This is a genomic window from Niabella pedocola (assembly GCF_021044425.1).
Classification (GTDB): Bacteria; Bacteroidota; Bacteroidia; order Chitinophagales; family Chitinophagaceae; genus Niabella; species Niabella pedocola.
Genome location: NZ_JAJNEC010000005.1, coordinates 2467193 through 2484356 on the forward strand (window position 1 = coordinate 2467193; position 17164 = coordinate 2484356).

16 protein-coding genes are annotated in these 17164 nt (G+C 47.5%); 10 read left to right on the forward strand and 6 right to left on the reverse strand.

From position 1 onward, the window contains the following. Positions 1 to 115: 115 nt before the first annotated feature. Genes LQ567_RS17725 through LQ567_RS17740 form a run of 4 tightly spaced genes read left to right on the forward strand, consistent with a single transcriptional unit; the run spans position 116 to position 4765 of the window. Positions 116 to 1591 carry a sensor histidine kinase gene (locus LQ567_RS17725; protein WP_231006832.1) on the forward strand — a complete coding sequence of 492 codons (1476 nt, stop codon included), beginning with the start codon at positions 116 to 118 and terminating at the stop codon, positions 1589 to 1591. 8 nt (positions 1592 to 1599) lie between these two features. Beyond that, positions 1600 to 3093, forward strand: coding sequence for a TlpA family protein disulfide reductase (locus tag LQ567_RS17730; protein ID WP_231006833.1), 1494 nt, complete (start codon positions 1600 to 1602; stop codon positions 3091 to 3093). Positions 3094 to 3149: 56 nt separating this feature from the next. Further along, positions 3150 to 3815, forward strand: coding sequence for a LytR/AlgR family response regulator transcription factor (locus LQ567_RS26210; protein WP_231006835.1), 666 nt, complete (start codon positions 3150 to 3152; stop codon positions 3813 to 3815). A gap of 59 nt (positions 3816 to 3874) precedes the next feature. Continuing rightward, positions 3875 to 4765, forward strand: a complete 891-nt coding sequence (locus LQ567_RS17740; RefSeq protein ID WP_231006837.1) for a hypothetical protein — start codon at positions 3875 to 3877, stop codon at positions 4763 to 4765. Here LQ567_RS17740 and LQ567_RS17745 read toward each other — a convergent pair. Both LQ567_RS17745 and LQ567_RS17750 read right to left on the reverse strand, forming a co-directional pair. Further along, positions 4762 to 6000: a M16 family metallopeptidase gene (locus LQ567_RS17745; RefSeq protein WP_231006839.1), complete on the reverse strand. Its 1239-nt coding sequence runs from the start codon at positions 5998 to 6000 to the stop codon at positions 4762 to 4764. The two genes, LQ567_RS17740 and LQ567_RS17745, sit on opposite strands and share 4 nt — an antisense overlap. Before the next feature lie 140 nt (positions 6001 to 6140). Further along, positions 6141 to 7427, reverse strand: a complete 1287-nt coding sequence (locus LQ567_RS17750; RefSeq protein ID WP_231006841.1) for an OmpA family protein — start codon at positions 7425 to 7427, stop codon at positions 6141 to 6143. Between the two features lie 201 nt (positions 7428 to 7628). Between LQ567_RS17750 and LQ567_RS17755 the strand changes: the two genes are divergently transcribed. Continuing rightward, on the forward strand, positions 7629 to 8018 hold the full coding sequence (locus LQ567_RS17755; protein ID WP_231006843.1) for a DUF4488 domain-containing protein: 390 nt from the start codon (positions 7629 to 7631) through the stop codon (positions 8016 to 8018). 94 nt (positions 8019 to 8112) lie between these two features. Here the strand turns inward: LQ567_RS17755 and leuS are convergent, their stop codons facing one another. Then, positions 8113 to 10929 (reverse strand): leucine--tRNA ligase, encoded by a 2817-nt coding sequence (gene leuS / locus LQ567_RS17760; protein WP_449586063.1) that lies wholly within the window; start codon positions 10927 to 10929, stop codon positions 8113 to 8115. Positions 10930 to 11224: 295 nt separating this feature from the next. On the opposite strand from leuS, the gene LQ567_RS17765 reads away from it, so the two are divergent. From LQ567_RS17765 to hemL, 3 genes are all read left to right on the forward strand, one after another. Then, positions 11225 to 11476: a DUF3098 domain-containing protein gene (locus LQ567_RS17765; RefSeq protein ID WP_231006844.1), complete on the forward strand. Its 252-nt coding sequence runs from the start codon at positions 11225 to 11227 to the stop codon at positions 11474 to 11476. Positions 11477 to 11541: 65 nt separating this feature from the next. Next, positions 11542 to 12378: an undecaprenyl-diphosphate phosphatase gene (locus LQ567_RS17770; protein WP_231006845.1), complete on the forward strand. Its 837-nt coding sequence runs from the start codon at positions 11542 to 11544 to the stop codon at positions 12376 to 12378. Between the two features lie 179 nt (positions 12379 to 12557). Further along, complete coding sequence (gene hemL / locus LQ567_RS17775) at positions 12558 to 13850, forward strand: glutamate-1-semialdehyde 2,1-aminomutase (protein WP_231006846.1); 1293 nt, start codon at positions 12558 to 12560, stop codon at positions 13848 to 13850. A gap of 29 nt (positions 13851 to 13879) precedes the next feature. Here the strand turns inward: hemL and LQ567_RS17780 are convergent, their stop codons facing one another. Both LQ567_RS17780 and LQ567_RS17785 read right to left on the reverse strand, forming a co-directional pair. Further along, positions 13880 to 14395, reverse strand: coding sequence for a DinB family protein (locus tag LQ567_RS17780; RefSeq protein ID WP_231006847.1), 516 nt, complete (start codon positions 14393 to 14395; stop codon positions 13880 to 13882). Between the two features lie 63 nt (positions 14396 to 14458). After that, a complete protein-coding gene (locus LQ567_RS17785; protein WP_231006848.1) occupies positions 14459 to 15037 on the reverse strand; it encodes an ORF6N domain-containing protein in 579 nt (192 codons plus the stop codon). A 33-nt stretch (positions 15038 to 15070) separates the two neighbouring features. Between LQ567_RS17785 and LQ567_RS17790 the strand changes: the two genes are divergently transcribed. Next, the gene (locus tag LQ567_RS17790; protein ID WP_231006849.1) at positions 15071 to 15673 is read left to right on the forward strand and encodes an SRPBCC family protein; all 603 of its coding nucleotides are present in this window, start codon (positions 15071 to 15073) and stop codon (positions 15671 to 15673) included. A 15-nt stretch (positions 15674 to 15688) separates the two neighbouring features. Here the strand turns inward: LQ567_RS17790 and LQ567_RS17795 are convergent, their stop codons facing one another. Continuing rightward, a complete protein-coding gene (locus LQ567_RS17795; RefSeq protein ID WP_231006850.1) occupies positions 15689 to 16372 on the reverse strand; it encodes an NAD-dependent epimerase/dehydratase family protein in 684 nt (227 codons plus the stop codon). 172 nt (positions 16373 to 16544) lie between these two features. On the opposite strand from LQ567_RS17795, the gene LQ567_RS17800 reads away from it, so the two are divergent. Next, positions 16545 to 17132: a Crp/Fnr family transcriptional regulator gene (locus LQ567_RS17800; RefSeq protein ID WP_231006851.1), complete on the forward strand. Its 588-nt coding sequence runs from the start codon at positions 16545 to 16547 to the stop codon at positions 17130 to 17132. The last annotated feature ends 32 nt before the right edge of the window (positions 17133 to 17164 follow it).

Genomic DNA, 17164 nt, shown 5'->3' on the forward strand with positions numbered 1-17164 from the left:
AGGTATCCTGCCGGATTTATCAAAAACCGGCGAAAAACGAAAAATTCGCCCCAAAAAATGCCAATTCCGTAACAATTGTAAATATCCAATGCCGCATCTGTATTAATCTTGTATTATGAAAGCAAGAAGTATTTTTCAGAAAATAGAGGTCCTGATCGCCACCCTGGTAGCGGGCCTTTTTATCTTCATCATCGCCACCAACCGGAACTATTCATATGACCGGCATCAGTTTACGGAAAATCACATCTCCTATAGTTTTTATACCAATTACCTGCAGCCCCTGATAGCGATCGTACTCATCAGCTACGTCGTTTTTTTATTCCTTACCCAATATGTGGAAGTAAAAGCACGGGGTTTTTTTAAAATTACGCTATTGGTCTGTACCTATCTCCTGCTGGCCATAGGCCTGTCCGTTTGCTTTACCTATGTTTTTGCCTGGAGGTATGGCGATGATTCTTATCCGACCGAAAGGGATGTGACCGCTACTTTTTTCGTACAAGGATTTGCCGCGGCGGCCATCGGCTACCTTTTTTACCTGATTTATTATGGATTGAAAGAGCTGGTATTCAGTCCGCGGCTGCGGCGGAAACTAAAGGAAAAAAATGGCTCCCGGTTTCTTTTTATCGGCATGAGTGTTTTGGCATGGTTCATTATCCTGATCATGCTTACGGCCAATAACGCCGCCCCCTTTGCGGTGATCCTGTGGGCGGTGGTGTTGCCTTATGCGCTGCTGGTGCTGTACATTCATATTTACGTGCTTATTCCCGGGATGCCAGTGAAAAACCCCCGGAGCGGGTATTATTTATCGCGCGTTGTACCTGTCATTCTCCTGGTCAACTTCATTGCAACGGTATTTTGTAAAGCTATAAGTGATGGTGGTATGCCTTTTCCGGGGGTTTACATATTGTTGCTATTATGGACCATACTCCTGGTGGTTCCGCTGGCATGGTGGATCTATAAAAACCAGAAAGAAAAGCTGGGACTGAAAACCGCGCTTGGTTCTTCCCAGGCCAACGTAAGCTTTCTGCGGTCGCAGATCAACCCCCATTTCCTCTTCAATGCGCTCAATACCCTGTATGGAACAGCCCTGCAGGAGCATGCCGACCGTACCGGCGAGGGCATTCAGAAGCTGGGCGATATGATGCGGTTCATGCTGCATGAAAATGTACAGGACAAGATCTTACTGGTACGCGAGGTAGAATACCTGAAAAATTATATCGACCTGCAAAAATTACGTACCGTTAACTCTCCGGATATCCTCATCCAGGTAAAGATCGATGAACCGGCATCCGGTCTTCAGATCTCCCCGATGCTGCTGATCCCCTTCGTGGAAAATGCATTCAAGCACGGCATCAGCCTGAAAGAGCATTCTTATATCACCATTGCGCTTCATACACAGGATAACCTGTTGTACTTCGACGTACAGAACAGCATTCACCTGAAGCCGGACGGCGACCCGGAAAAATTAAAGAGCGGTATCGGGCTGCCCAATGTGAAAGAACGCCTGCAACTGGAATACCCGGACCGGCACGAGCTGGTGATCCGCCAGACAGCCAAAGACTTTTTTGTACACCTGACCATCAATTTATAATAAGAATCATGAAGTTTATTAAAGTGGTATTGCTGGTGCTGATCCTGGTGCCGGCCCGGGCACAGTTTCGCCTGAGCGGACGGATTGAGGGACTGAAAAAGCCGGAGATAACAATACAGGTGCCGTTTGTGTATGATTTTTTTGCACAGGAACGGGCGGTACCGGTAAAAGCAGATGGCCGTTTTGATATCCGGTTTCCGCTGGATAAGGAAAAACTGGTACGGATAGCCTATGACCAGAAAGCGGTATTGGTGTATGCGCGGCCCGGGCAATCGCTGCAGATCGGTAACCGGAAGGCCGGTGACGCTGTAACACCGGTGGGTGGTACGCTGCTTAAAGAGAACCAGGTATTGTTTGGCGCCGATGTAATGGAGTATCCGGGTTTTTTAACGGCTCCGCCGCCCCGGGACTCCCTGTTGGAAATTGCTCCGGATGAAATTTATAATACCTATATCCGGCCCTGGATGCAGCGCGTACAGGAAAAAACAGCGGTCATTGAAAAAACAGCCCTCTCACCACGCTTAAAACAACTGTTTATCCAGGAAACCCGCTCCGCCGCTTACTGCCGGTCCGTAGAGTTTGCACGGGATTTTATGAACATGAAGCAGTTGACCGGGTTTTTCAAATTACTGTATCAGCAGGTTTCCCCGGTATCTGCTGTTGCACAACCCGGTCCGTTTTATTACTGGTTTGTGAACGATTATAACGGGTATCTCGAATCCGATGCCATGAGCCATTTGAAAGCTTCCGGCAATAAAACAAATGAACCGCTCCGATATTACCATATCAGCCTGGATAGCGGAACGGTGTTGATCCGGAAGATAGGAAAAACCTATATCAACTGGCTGGCCGTAAAAAATACCAATAGCGCCGCAGTGGCCGAGGCCTACCTGGCGCAGCAGGTATTTACGGCCACCGCCGATAAAGACCTGAAGTATGCCGGTGGATTACTGGAGGCATTGAAAAAAACCTATCCAGCCAGCACCTATTATCCCCTGTTAAAAAATAAAATAGGAAAACTGGAGGAATTGCTGGAACAGAACCGGAATAATAGGGCAATACAGATCCTGGCCAACTACGATACCCTATCTTCCATTTACCCGGTTATTGATGCGCTGAAAGGAAAGGTCGTTTACCTGGATGTATGGGGCACCTGGTGCGGACCCTGTAAGCGCGAACTGAAATTTACGCCCCAGTTAAAGGCACATTTCAAGGACAAGGCAGTGGCCTTTGTGTACCTGGATATGGATGAAGCGGAAAGGGACGCCACATGGAAAGAATTTATTAAAGTGAATGCGCTAACCGGCACCCATTTGAGGAAGAACCGGGCGCAAATGGCGCCTTTTTGGAAAGAGCTGCTTGAAAATGCGGAAGACAAAAGCGAATATTATCCCCAATATTTTATTTTTGATAAAGAAGGAAAGCTGGTAGTAGCAAAAGCCAAACAACCGAGTGATAAAGAAGCGCTTTATAAGCAGATCGAATCGGTTTTAAATCAATAATAACACGCCGGTGCACATGCTCCTGGTAAACCGGCAATAAAACAAGCACATTTCCCGTGAATGCAATTGCAATAGATGACGAACCCATGGCATTGGAGGTGATCAAAAACCTGGCAACCAAAGTGCCTTTTATAAATCTGGAAGGCTGCTTTACCAATGCATTTGAGGCGATTGATTACCTGCAGAAAAATAAAATAGATTTAATCTTCCTGGATATTAAAATGCCGGATATCAGCGGTATTGAACTGTCTAAAAGCCTGGCCAACCCACCCATGATCATTTTTACCACGGCTTATACCGAGCATGCGGTAGAGGGTTTCGAAGTAAATGCCGTAGACTACCTGCTAAAGCCCTTTTCCCTGGCGCGGTTTATAAAGGCCTGTACCAAGGCGCAGGAATTGTTTTCACTGAAGAATAATAAAAACCAGGAAATAGATGCCCTATTTTTAAAGGATGGTTATGAGCAGGTACGGGTGATGTTGAATGAAATCCTTTATATAGAGGCTGCGGGCAATTACCTGAACGTGGTTTTGAAGAATAAAAAAATCATGAGCCGCATTACCATCAATGAAATCATGCAGCTGCTGCCGGCCGATAAATTTACACGGATCCATCGCAGCTATATCGTGGCCAGGGATAAGGTAACCAAATTCAATAAACAGTCGGTGTTTATCGACCTGCTGGAATTTCCTATTGGTAGTAATTATACATTTGGCTCTTAAACCGGAGATGATATCTTTGTATAAAGTGGCAATGCCTGCTTTAATTACGAATCAATCTTATGAGTTACCAACCTGTTGCTTTTGTATTAAAAAAAGCTGACCGTATTTTAATTTGGCCGTTTTTTATCTTTTTTGGAGGCATTGCGCTCCTGATCTTTTTGGCGGAGAAATATCAATTGCCAGACGGATGGGCCATTGCTGGTGTGCTGGTACTGTTGATTGCTGCAATACTGATCGGATCGTACAAATTCAATAAGTGGCGGCTATGGGCCTACGGGGAGGTGGACGACCTGGAAGAGTTATTGCGGCGGGGCCGGAAAAAATTAATATTCGGGAAAAATGAACTGCCGGGAAAATGGACCTGGATGTCGGGCAGCGACCGCGAACAACTAAAAAATATTCTGGAAAGCAGAAAGAACAGCCGAAACCTGGTAGTGGAAACGGGAGATGATCCGGGTATTCCACCGGAGGTAACGGTGTCCGGATCAAAGCTTAATTATATGATTCAGTTTGTTGTTTTTGCATTGGCCATACCTGTATGGTGGTATTTTCAAAAAGAGAAAAATCCTGCTGCACCTTCTGTTTCGCTCCAGCTTGTTGCGGTACTGTTTGCCGGTATTGCGTTATACGAGCTGTATAAGTTTTTTAAACCAACGGAGTTTTTTACCGTTGCGGAAGCCGGATACCAGGATAAAACAAACGGGCGCATTCCGTGGAACCGGGTAACACAAATTTACCTGGAGGATGGAGATGTGTTTGAGAGCAGGAAAGGAAAACAGGAATATCTTGTTATGGATTATTGGGATGGAAATATCGGTCGCTCCATACAGAAGCCACTCCGGAACACATCTGTAAAAAGTACCGATTTGGAAAAGGCCATTAAAGTATACCTGGCCCGGCATAATAAAAATGCGATAACCAAACTGGCGTTTGGGAAAAAGGCCGTTTAGTTTTTTGCATAATAATATAAAGTGCTGCTGTTTTCCTCCCGGAAGATCTTTTGCGCGGTTTCCTGGATGGCTTGTGTGGTAACGGCATTGTACCGCTCCAGCTCCGTATTCATCATGCCGGCATCGCCCAGTAGCTCGTAAAAAGCCAGGCTGTTGGCACGGTTCAGGAGGCTCATGTCTTCAAAAGCCATCATACTTTCCGTTTTGTTCTTTACCTTCTGTAGTTCTGTTTCCTGGATGGGCGTTTCTTTTATCTGCCGCAGTATGGTTTCCACGGCAGCTTCTGCTGCCTTCATATCAATTCCTTTTACCAGTTTTCCCTCGATGCAGATGATGCCCGGGTCGATGCTGCCCATATGATAGCACTGGATGTTTACAAAAAGCTGCTGCTCTTTTACCAGTTTTTCAAACAGGCGGGAAGATTCTCCGCCACCCAAAATATCGGTGAGCAGGTCGGCTACGTAATATTCCGGGCTCAGGCGGTCGCCAATATGCCAGCATTTATAAAAGGCATCCAGCGGCACATCGGCGGTAACCGTTTCTTTTCTTGCTTCCGTTTGAGGCTGCTCCGCCGGAAGTTCCCGTTTTTTGGGGGCTCCCGCCGGGATGTCGCCAAACCATTCTTCGGCCAGGGCTTTTACTTCTTCCGTGGTAATATTACCGGCAACAACCATTACCGCATTGTTGGGGCGGTAGTGTTTAAAAAAGAAATTTTTTACGTCATCCAGTTGTGCATTTTCAATATGGGACAGTTCTTTACCAATGGTCATCCAGCGATAGGGGTGCTGTTTATAAGCCAGTTCGCGCAGCTTAAACCATACATCACCATAGGGCTTTTCCAGGTAATGTTCCTTAAATTCTTCACATACCACTTTGCGTTGCACTTCCAGGCTTTTTTCGCTGAACGCCAGGGAAAGCATCCGGTCGCTTTCGAGCCAAAAGGCGGTTGCAATATTTTCTTTGGGGATCTGGATGTAATAATTCGTAAGATCGTTGGAGGTATATGCATTGTTCTCGCCCCCGGCCAGTTGCAGGGGTTCGTCGTATTCGGGGATGTTTACCGATCCGCCAAACATCAGGTGCTCAAACAGGTGGGCAAAACCCGTTTGCTCCGGCACTTCGTCCCGTGCGCCCACATCGTATAAAATATTCATTACCACAGTGGGGGTTGCCGTATCCTGGTGCACGATCACGCGCAGTTCGTTTGCTAAAGTAAATCTGTCAAACCGTATCATTTGGCAAATGTAAGGTGAATGCTGTTTCCGGGGTAAAGAAAACGGGCGGCAACAACACGTATCATTGCTGTAAATGAAGCTATATCCAAAAAAAGCCGCCTCCTTTTGGGGAGACGGCAGTCTTCAGGGTTTACATATAATTATTTTTTCAACAATCTTACAGAGGTCCTGCGGTCGGCCGCCCGGGCTTCATCCGGAGCGTTTTCATCCACTTTGGCCAGTGTTTCACCATAGCCTTCCGCCTGGGGAACCTGGGCCCCCACGCCGGCGGCTTTTAACGCTGCCTGTACGGCTTTGGCCCGGCCATCGGACAATTTGAGGTTTGCGGCATCGTCGCCTTTTTTATCGGTATAGCCACCCACCTTGATCTTTACATCCGGGAAGGCTTTCAAAATGGCGGCGATATTGTCCAGCTGTCGTTTGGATGAATCGGTAAGTTTTGTGGTACCGAATTCAAAGTTCAGATCATCGAAGTTGAACCATTTTTCTTTCAGGGTACTGTCAGTTGCGTTCTTGTATTCGTCCGACTGGATAAACTGTATCAGCTGGTCTTCAATACCACCCGGGTATGCCTGCAGTTTTGTACCGTTGGGTAACGTAACTTCTGCAAGCGTTTTCACAGCCGGGGCCGGAGGTGTTTGGGGTACGGTGGTAAGGGTATCTGTAGGCGCAACGGCTGTGGTGTCGGCTCCGGTGCTGGTGGCAGTGTTGTTGTTACAGCCTTTTCCAAGGAAATACCAAAGCGCCAGCGCAATAACGGCCAGCAGCAACAGCGGCAACAGCCATTTAGCGCCGCCGCCCGCGTTCTGGGCGGTTTCACGCGCATAGTTATAGGCTGGTGCGGCAGTTTCCTGAACATTGGAAACCGTTTGCTGCACACCGTCCCTGATAGAACTCAGGCCCAATACAGTACCCAGCGAACCCAGCCCGGAGGGGAGTGCACTGAGGATATTGCTTTTCTGGGAGCCCATAAAACTGGAAAAGGCACTTGCATTCAGGTTATTGTCTGTTGCATGTTTTCCAAGCAATCCCAGTACCAGGGGTACAACCATACTGATCAGCGATCCGGAAGAAGAAGATTTGATGCCTGCAAAATTTGCAATGCTGTCGATAATAGAATTTGTTTTGTCGCCCAGCAATCCTTTAAACAGACTGCTGCCTTTTGATAAAAGATCGGCGTTGCCGAAAAGCGTATCGGCACTATTGAGGACGCCGCTGTTAGAAAACCCTTTGGCGGTATCGAGCACTTCGGCAGCTCCCTGCTCGCTGGAAGATGCTTTGGAGGCAAATAGCCCCAGTACCGCGGGAATGATGCCCGAAACGGCGTTGGAAACGTTTCCTTCACTTTCGTTGAGGAACGATCCGGCCTTTGCAATCAAATCCTGTGGGACGTAGTTCTTAACAAGATCTACAATGTTGATTGACATAGTTTGAGTTTTTAGTTTGATTAAAAGACAGCGCCTTTGGTTTGCGCTATCCAATTCTATCTAAAAATATGCCATTTTTAGAAAATGCCCCGGCGGCGCAGGCTCAGGCCCGGATATCAGATATGGAAAACCCCGGTTTCGCTGTCTTTAATAGAGTACGGGAAAAGGAAACCGTATCTTTCAGGGATTAAATGTATTACAATGCGAAAACGCTTCTTTTGGATACCGGCATTTGCCCTGCTCATGGCATTGAGCCCTGCGCCTCAAAACCGGCTGACCGGCATTTGGGAGCTGCAGATGGATGGCGCTTCAACCGGCTTATTAAAAATGTACAATGCGGATGGCAGCACCACAAATATCGGGCTGGCCGATGAAGGATTCGGCATCTCTATGGAAGGCACATTCGTATTGCAGTCGGACGGCAGTTATCTCGAAAAAACCGTTCGCTCCTCCTTCCCCGAGCAGGTGGGCGCAGAAAAGCTCGTTCAGTTTAAGCTTACCGGCGACAGTTTGCTGCATCTTTCTTACAAGGTAGCCGGCGAAACCTTTACGGAGGATTATAAAAAGCTCAAACTGATCAGGGGGCAATAGCTGTACTGCTGCCGGCCCGGGTTGGTTATTGTATATCTTCTAAAAGGAAAAAGCCCGCAATAGGCAGGCTTTTTCAAAACAGATAACTTGTATTTTATACCACCAGGTTTACCATCTTGTTTTTTACATAAATGATCTTTTTCGGCGGTTTTCCGTCGAGCCATTTCTGCACCGTTTCATTCGCCAGTACCAACTGTTCTACTTCGGGCTGCGAGGCTTCCAGCGAAAGGACCATCGTGGTACGCATTTTTCCGTTAACGGAAATAGGATATTCCTTTTCAGATTCCTTTGTATAGGTTGCTTCATACACCGGGAACGGTGCGTCCAGCACACTGGAGCTGTTGCCCAATGCATGCCATAGTTCTTCAGCAATATGCGGTGCATAGGAAGAAAGCATAACCAGCACCGGCTCCAGCACCTGCTTTTTATGGCATTTCAGATCTGTAAGTTCATTTACAAGGATCATGAAGGCACTCACACCGGTATTAAAGCTGAACCGCTCATTATCGTCTTCAATTTTTTTGATGCTCTTGTGCAGCACTTTCAGTTCGGCCGCAGTAGGTGCATCGTTTGTCCAGATGGTGGCAAAGCTGCCGTCCGTATTTTCCTTATAAAACAGGCGCCATAATTTTTTCAGGAAACGGTGTACGCCCTCAATGCCCTTGGTATCCCAGGGCTTGCTCATTTCCACCGGTCCCAGGAACATTTCGTACATCCGGAAGGTGTCGGCTCCATACTTGTTTACCAGGTCGTCCGGGTTTACGGTATTGAACTTTGACTTGGACATCTTTTCTACTTCTGCCCCGCAGATGTATTTACCATCTTCCAGAATAAATGTTGCACCGGCAAATTCGTTGTTGCGCCATTTTGCAAAAGCTTCCTGGTCCAGCACGGTGCCGTCCACAATATTTACATCCACATGAATTTTATCCAGTACCTGGCCGTTATAAGTGTCATCAGGGGCAATCAGTCCCTGCGAAACAAATTCATTGGTACCATTGATGCGGTACACAAAGCGGCTGCTTCCCTGGATCATACCCTGGTTTACCAGCCGTTTAAACGGCTCATCAAAACCAATATAACCGAGGTCATACAGGGCTTTTGTCCACATGCGGCTGTACAGCAGGTGTCCTACAGCATGCTCGGTGCCGCCGATATAAAGATCTACCTGGTTCCAGTAATCGGTAGCGGCGCGGCCGGCAAACTCCTGGTCGTTTTGGGGATCCATATAACGCAGGAAGTACCAGCTGGATCCGGCATAGCCGGGCATGGTATTGGTTTCCAGCTCCCGGGCCACCCATTCCGGGATATTGGCCAGGGGTCCTTCTCCTTCTGGTCCGGGTTTATAGTTATCTACTTCCGGCAGCTCCAGCGGCAGGGTTGCCGCGTCCATCGGGTAGGCGGTGCCTTTTTTCCATTGAATGGGGAAGGGTTCGCCCCAGTAGCGCTGGCGGCTGAAAGCCGCATCCCGCATTTTATAATTGACTTTCCGGGTTCCGATCCCTTTTTCCTCGATGGCTTTAATCACCAGCTCCATGGCTTCCCGCATGGGTACACCGTTTAAGAAGCCGGAGTTTTCCAGCAAGGCGTCCTTGGTTGCGTTGGCGTCTTCACCGTTAAAATGGCTGCCGATGATGTTGGTAATGGGAATATTGAAATGCTTGGCAAATTTAAAGTCGCGCTCATCGCCGCAGGGTACCGCCATGATGGCTCCTGTACCATAGCCGGCCAGTACGTATTCACTGATCCAGATGGGAATTTCGCGGCCATCGAACGGGTTGATAGCATAGGCGCCGGTAAACACACCGGTGATCTTTTTTTCTGCCATACGTTCCCGCTCGCTCCGGCTTTTTACATAAGCGATGTACGCATCTACAGCGGCTGCCTGCTCCGGGGTTTTGATCTGGTCTACCAGTTCCAGCTCCGGGGCAATTACCATAAAGTCCACGCCAAAAATGGTGTCCGGGCGGGTGGTGTACACCGTAAGTGTATGAGCTGAATGCTGAATGCTGAAGGTGATTTCAGCTCCGCTGGATTTTCCGATCCAGTTGCTTTGCATTTCCTTCATGGCCTCGCTGAAGTCTACCTGCTGCAAGCCCTCCAGCAGGCGGTCTGCATATTCGGTGATGCGCAGGTACCATTGACGTAATTTCTTTTTCACCACCGGATAGCCGCCGCGTTCACTTACGCCATTTACAACCTCGTCATTTGCCAGCACCGTACCCAATGCCTCGCACCAGTTCACCTCGCCATAGCCGCAATAAGCCAGGCGGTATTCCATCAGGATATCCAGCTGCTGCGCTTCTCCATAAGACTTCCATTCATCGGCCGTAAAGCTGAATGAGGAGGACTTAACACCGGGTACTGCGGAGCCATGTTGCTCAAATAAAGCCACCAGGTTGCGGATGGGAACGGCTTTTTGCTGCTGCCGGTCGAAATAGCTTTCAAACAATTGCAGGAAGATCCATTGTGTCCATTTGTAATAACGCGGATCGCTGGTGCGTACTTCCCGGCTCCAGTCGAAGCAGAAACCGATATTGTCCAGCTGTTTCCGGAAAGTGGAAATATTCTTTTCCGTTGAAACGGCCGGGTGAATGCCGTTTTCGATGGCATATTGTTCTGCCGGCAGGCCAAACGCGTCATAACCCATGGGATGCAGCACGTTAAATCCTTTCAGGCGTTTGTAGCGGGCATAGATATCACTGGCAATATAACCCAGGGGATGCCCTACATGCAGCCCTGCCCCGCTGGGGTAGGGAAACATGTCCAGTACATAATATTTGGGTTTTTCGCTTTCATTCGAAACGGTGTAGGTACCGTTTTCCGCCCAGAAGTGTTGCCACTTTTTCTCTATTTCATTAAAGTTATACTCCATAAATCTTGTATTGATCCCGTTCCCTTTCTTTGGCATGTGAAAAGGATTGATGCTTCATTTTCAACAAAAAAATCAGGAAACCGGACTTGGGGGGCAAATTTAAGCATTGTATTTGCAAAAAGGCAGGTCTGGTGGGTATTTTGAGCGTAAAAGCCGCAGATTCGCAGATTGGGTTTAGGGGTTGGGGCAGCCAGGCAGGTGATGGAAGTCGCGGGCAAATGACGGCTATTGGCGGTTTTTGTAAAAAATCATTAAATGACGGGGCATTTTGCCCCGGGAACTCGGTCATTGCTTATAATATATTATATTGCAACCCTAAAATTGTCAGTATATGGCTACTTCAACAAATAGCGCCCCCACGATGTTTTCAAAATCCAATTACACCTGGATGCTGATCGGGGCAATTGTGATTGCTTTGGGCATGTTTTTACTGTCGGGCGGAAAAAGCAACAATCCGGCTGTTTTCAACCGGGATGAAGTATACAGCACCACTCGTATTACTATTGCACCTATCATTATTTTCATTGGCCTGGCCATTGAAGTGTATGCTATTTTTAAAAAATCAGCTCCCGAAAAAAAGTAAAAAAACTTCAATAAGAAATTTTAAGGCGACTACTTTTGTGTCGCCTTATTTTTTAAAGATACTTTATGAGCATTATCCAGGCGATTATTATTGCGATCGTAGAAGGTATTACCGAATACCTTCCCATTTCCTCTACCGGTCATATGATCATTGCAAGCTCTTTTATGGGCATAGAAAAAGAGGAGTTTACCAAACTGTTTGAAGTAGCCATCCAGCTGGGTGCCATTCTTGCGGTGGTGGTATTGTACTGGCGCCGTTTTTTTCCTTCAAAGGCGGAAGGGGGTATTAACTGGTCGTTTTATTTTAAACTCATTGTTGGGGTAATTCCCGCCCTGGTGCTGGGGTATCTGTTCTCCGATAAAATTGATGAACTGCTGGAAAGCCCCACGGTAGTGGCCACAACCTTGCTGATCGGCGGCTTTGTATTGTTGTTTATCGACAAAATGTTCAACCACCCGACGGTTAAAACGGTGGATCAGATATCGTATCCCAAGGCGTTTGTTACCGGCTTATGGCAGGTAGTGGCCATGGTTCCCGGTGTGAGCCGCAGCGCGGCTTCTATTATCGGTGGTATGCAGCAGAAGATGACCCGCAATATCGCTGCCGAATTTTCTTTTTTCCTGGCGGTACCTACTATGGCGGCCGCAACCCTCTATTCGCTCTTCCTGAAAAAATGGAACCAGGGGGGCGTTACCCAAAAAGGATATGAGCTGATCCTGGCCTCCAAAGAAAATACCATTGCTTTTATCGTGGGCAATGTAGTGGCCTTTGTGGTGGCGATCCTTGCGATCAAATTTTTTATCGATTTCCTGAAAAAATACGGATTCAAAGCTTTCGGCTGGTACCGGATCATTGCAGGGGCGGTATTGCTGATATTGATTTATAAAGGGGTGATCGCGTAGATACCGTTTCAGGTTTCAAGTTTTAAGTTCCAAGTTTCAGATTCCAGATTCCGCGCTCCAAAAGCTGGTAGTTTTCAAAAAAAATGGGAAAATTATACGGCACTTTTTAAGCTCATTACCAGGTTGCTCAATTCAAAGTAGCTTTGCGCGTTTACTATTGACCATTCACAATTCACATCATGTATACATACGAATCCAGTAAAACATTATTCGAACGTGCACAGCAAAGCATTCCCGGGGGAGTAAATTCTCCCGTGCGGGCTTTTAAAAGTGTGGGTGGCACGCCCGTTTTTTTTGAAAAAGCAACAGGTGCTTACCTGTACGATGTGCAGGGGCAACGCTATATCGATTATATCGCTTCCTGGGGCCCGATGATCCTGGGACACGGCTATGAGCCGGTAGTAAAAGCCATTCAGCAACAAGTGGAAAAAGCCACTTCTTTTGGTGCGCCTACGGAAATTGAGGTGGAAATGGCGGAACTGATCAAATCCATGGTGCCCAATGTAGACCTGATCCGTATGGTAAACAGCGGAACGGAAGCCTGCATGAGTGCGCTCCGGGTGGCCCGGGGCTATACCGGCCGCAATAAATTTATCAAGTTTGAAGGCTGTTACCATGGTCATGCGGACCCCTTCCTGGTAAAGGCGGGTAGCGGGGTGGCTACGTTTAACATACAAACCGTACCGGGGATCACTGCCGGTGCGGCCAATGATACATTGACCTGCGCATATAACGATCTGGCAGCGGTGGAACGGCTGGTTCAGGAACATAAAGGAGAGATCGCTGCTATTATTGTAGAGCCGGTGGCGGGAAATATGGGTTGTATCATTCCGGAACCGGGTTTCCTGGAAGGGCTGCGCCGTATTTGCGATGAAGAAGGAATGGTATTGATCTTCGACGAAGTGATGAATGGCTTTCGCCTGGCACTGGGCGGGGCACAGGAGCGCCTGGGTATTGATGCAGACCTGGTAACATACGGTAAAGTGATCGGTGCAGGCATGCCGGTAGGAGCTTTTGGAGGAAAGCGTCCTATAATGGAAGTGGTAGCCCCGCTGGGTGGCGTATACCAGGCCGGTACGCTGAGTGGCAACCCGGTAGCGATGACGGCCGGACTTACCCTGTTAAAAGCGCTGAAAGAAACGCCTGAATTACTGGTAGAACTGGATGAAAAAACGATCTACCTGAAAGATGGGCTGGATGCAGTATTGAAGGCATGGGGGCAGCCCTATGTGATCAACCAGTTTGGCAGTATGATTAGTATACACTTCTCCGATCAGCCGGTGGTGAATTTTGCTACAGCGGCAGCTTCGGATCTTGCACGGTTCAACCGGTTTTTTCATGCATTGCTGAAACGGGGCATTTACCTGCCGCCTTCTGCCTTTGAAAGCTGGTTTTTGAACAATGCACTTACCAAGGACGACCTGGATGAAACCATACGGGCGGTGAAAGAAAGCCTGGAAGAGATCGGCTGATGCCGCGTTTGCGTGTAAATAAGCCGCCCTTACGCAGATATCATCGCATCAATCCGCTCCTTTTGCCGCAGGTGATGCCGTAAATGCATATCTGCAAACTGCAGCCATTCGGCGGCGCTGAAATATTGAAACCCGGGATGCAGCGTTTTACCACCTTTATGACCGGCATTGCGGAACAGCTGATGTACGTTTTTGTTGAGGGCGGTTAGTTGTTGAAGGAGCTGCTCCTTATTGGTTGGCTGGGGAAGATTGATGTCGTTAAACGGATTCTCCAGCTGTTGGTTGGGAAAACTGTTGGCTGCAAACATAGCAGCAGCGGCCGGCGTCATTTTTTCATCGCTATATTTATCCGTTTCCAGCGCGGCCTTCATCTGCGACACATAAAATTCGGTATCACTAATCAGGTGTTTGTAAACCTGACCAAGCGACCAGCTTCCCGGAGCCGGCCGCCGTTGTAACTGCTGAAGGGTATATGCATCGAGGTAGCCGATCCACAGCGTAATGCTGCTGTTGAATGCTGATAGTAATTTCGCAATGGATAACATAGTATTACGAACTTACCAAATTCCGGTGGTATTTCGGAGACATGCGATGCTCCGGTAAAAGACTTAAGGCCTCTGGAACCCGATCCGGTCGCGGTGTTCCCATTTTCGTTGGGCCGCTTTTTCATCCAGTAAATTTTCAATGGCGTCATAGATGGACGAAAGCTGTACATCGTGCTCGGTAATATGTTGCTGGATCTGTTTTAACTGCTCCCGTATATCACCCTGTTCAAGCACAATCCGCCGGATCTCTACAAATGCGCGCATAATGGCAATATTCATTTGAATGGCCTTGTCGCTGTTTAGCAAACCGCTTAACATGGCAATCCCTTGTTCGGTAAAAGCATAGGGCAGTGCCGTTCTGGGCCGTTTCCCGGGATATGTCATCACAATTTGTGATGACATACTTGTATTTTGTTGAAAATCAGCACCATGAAGTTGGTCGATTTGAGGCTTTAGCCCGGCAAATTCCTGTCTTGTCAGCTGAAACATAAAGTCTTTCGGAAACCGTTTGTTATTTCTTTTTACGGTCTGATTTAACACCCTTGTTTCAACTTCATAAAGGACAGCGAGGTCAAAGTCAAGGATCACGCGTTCGCCGCGGATCTCATAGATGCGGTTTTGAATACTGCGGATGATTTGCATAGGTTAACTATTTACTGTAAATATATGCAAATTATGTATAACATGTTTGGGTTTGCCAGGGCGGCTGCTGTTAACAAAGGTGATAGCGCGCCTGCTGCTAACCCCTGTATCTTTGTTGGGTTCGAAATGTTTCAAACTCAAAACAATATGCCGGTTATAAAACTGGAAACCTATATTCATGCGGATATCGAAACCTGTTTCGATCTGTCGAGAAGTATTGACCTGCACAGCTTTTCAACTGCTCAAACGGGCGAAAGGGCTATTGCCGGCAGAACCAGCGGACTGATCGGCGCGGATGAAACCGTAACCTGGCAGGCCACGCATTTTGGAATCCGTCAGCGGTTAACCTCAAAGATAACGGCTTACAACCGCCCTTTTCATTTCAGGGATGAACAGTTATGCGGTGCTTTCCGGTTTATAAAACACGATCATTATTTCAGCAGCATGGAAGGTTGCACCCTAATGAAGGATGTGTTCTGTTTTCAGTCGCCAATGGGCATACTGGGCCGGATGGTTGATGCGGTAGTTATGAAGCGCTATCTTACCCGTTTTTTAACGAAGCGCAACGGGTTCATAAAAACAATTGCAGAATCGCCGGAAGACCGGGCACGCTTCCTGGAGCCTGCCGGAATTTAGGAAATAGGGCGTTTGTTAATCCTGCTTTAACCCGACAGCTTGTTGGGATAGCCGGGCAATATCTGTTACCTCAACTACAGCGGTCGGGTTGCCTTTGATCACCACATTGATCATAGCCTTGCCCACTTCTTCGAGCGTTAAAAAATAGGTACGGTTAAACGCCCGGAATAATGGGAACAGCACAAGAATTGCCCTGTAAATGCCTTTTACATTCCGCGCTCCTTTTGTGGGCTTCATTACCGCAGGTCTGAAGTTATATACCGCTTTAAAAGGCAACTTCAACAGGTCGTTTTCTGTTTTTCCTTTAACCCTGGCCCACATCTGCCGCCCCTGTTCCGTGCTGTCGGTTCCTGCTCCTGAAACATAACAAAAGGTCATTTGCGGGTTCTGTGCAGCCAAAACCTTCGCAAAGTTGAGTGTAAGGGTATAGGTGACAGCATAATAATCCGGTTCTTTCATGCCCACCGATGAAACGCCCAGGCAAAAATAACAGGCATCATACCCTTTTACCCGCTCCGCAATAGGACTGATATCGTTGAAATTGCTGTGCAGGATCTCTTCGATCTTCGGGTGCGAATAACCGGTAGGCTTCCTGTTGATGAGCAGGATCTTTTCTACAGCCGGGTTTGCAATACATTCCTGCAGTACCCCCTCGCCTACCATACCGGTAGCACCTGTGATGATTACGTTTAATTTCATCGGTATCTTTTAAAAGCAATGCACCGGCTAATAAAACCGGCGTTGCTACTGTAAAAATAAAACATCCTGGCGGCTGTTTTTCATCCTTTACAAAATACTTGTATACTAAGTGTTTAACGGATGGCGGAAAAACTTGTCTATATTTATTTTCTAAGCAAAATCGATCTTCATTATGCAGCAGCTATTTCAGGCAATCCGGCAGCTTGTTCCTGTAAGCGAACACGACGAGCAGGTGATCGGCCGGCTTTTTACCCAAAAGCATTATAAGAAAGGTGCGTTCTTTTTACCAGAGGGAACAGTATGCCGGTATGCAGGTTTTATCAGCAAGGGACTGATGCGGTTTTATATTAATATAGACGGAGAAGATAAAACCTATGGCTTCCTGCAGGAAAATCAATTTATCAGTAACTACGGCAGCTTTGTGCCGCAGATACCCTCTGCGCAGGCTATACAGGCATTGGAAGACAGCGAACTCTATGTGATTACGTATACCGGTCTGCAGCAACTGTACCAGGAGTTAACCCATGGTGAACGCATGGGACGCATCATTATTGAGCAGGTTTTTATCCAGGCCCTTTCGGATCTGAATTCTTTTTATACAGATGACCCTGAAACAAGATACCGTAAATTTATTACAGACCATCCGGATCTGCAGCAACGCATATCGCAGTACCATATTGCTTCTTTTGTAGGTGTAAAGCCCCAATCCCTCAGCCGTATCCGTAAAAGGATCCTTGAGCAGCGTGTAAAGCGTTCCTGAAATATTATTAAGGCGCCATCATTTGTTAACCC

Bases quoted from the DNA above. Each gene is read 5' to 3' on its own strand.
- LQ567_RS17765 (WP_231006844.1), top strand. From the start codon at position 11,225: ATGGCTACTTCAACAAATAGCGCCCCCACGATGTTTTCAAAATCCAAT.
- LQ567_RS17785 (WP_231006848.1), bottom strand. From the start codon at position 15,037: ATGCAAATCATCCGCAGTATTCAAAACCGCATCTATGAGATCCGCGGC.
- LQ567_RS17750 (WP_231006841.1), bottom strand. From the start codon at position 7,427: ATGTCAATCAACATTGTAGATCTTGTTAAGAACTACGTCCCACAGGAT.
- LQ567_RS17790 (WP_231006849.1), top strand. From the start codon at position 15,071: ATGTATAACATGTTTGGGTTTGCCAGGGCGGCTGCTGTTAACAAAGGT.
- LQ567_RS17800 (WP_231006851.1), top strand. From the start codon at position 16,545: ATGCAGCAGCTATTTCAGGCAATCCGGCAGCTTGTTCCTGTAAGCGAA.
- LQ567_RS17780 (WP_231006847.1), bottom strand. From the start codon at position 14,395: ATGTTATCCATTGCGAAATTACTATCAGCATTCAACAGCAGCATTACG.
- LQ567_RS17755 (WP_231006843.1), top strand. From the start codon at position 7,629: ATGCGAAAACGCTTCTTTTGGATACCGGCATTTGCCCTGCTCATGGCA.
- LQ567_RS17725 (WP_231006832.1), top strand. From the start codon at position 116: ATGAAAGCAAGAAGTATTTTTCAGAAAATAGAGGTCCTGATCGCCACC.
- LQ567_RS17745 (WP_231006839.1), bottom strand. From the start codon at position 6,000: ATGATACGGTTTGACAGATTTACTTTAGCAAACGAACTGCGCGTGATC.
- LQ567_RS17770 (WP_231006845.1), top strand. From the start codon at position 11,542: ATGAGCATTATCCAGGCGATTATTATTGCGATCGTAGAAGGTATTACC.
- hemL (WP_231006846.1), top strand. From the start codon at position 12,558: ATGTATACATACGAATCCAGTAAAACATTATTCGAACGTGCACAGCAA.
- LQ567_RS17730 (WP_231006833.1), top strand. From the start codon at position 1,600: ATGAAGTTTATTAAAGTGGTATTGCTGGTGCTGATCCTGGTGCCGGCC.
- LQ567_RS17740 (WP_231006837.1), top strand. From the start codon at position 3,875: ATGAGTTACCAACCTGTTGCTTTTGTATTAAAAAAAGCTGACCGTATT.
- LQ567_RS17795 (WP_231006850.1), bottom strand. From the start codon at position 16,372: ATGAAATTAAACGTAATCATCACAGGTGCTACCGGTATGGTAGGCGAG.
- leuS (WP_449586063.1), bottom strand. From the start codon at position 10,929: ATGCCAAAGAAAGGGAACGGGATCAATACAAGATTTATGGAGTATAAC.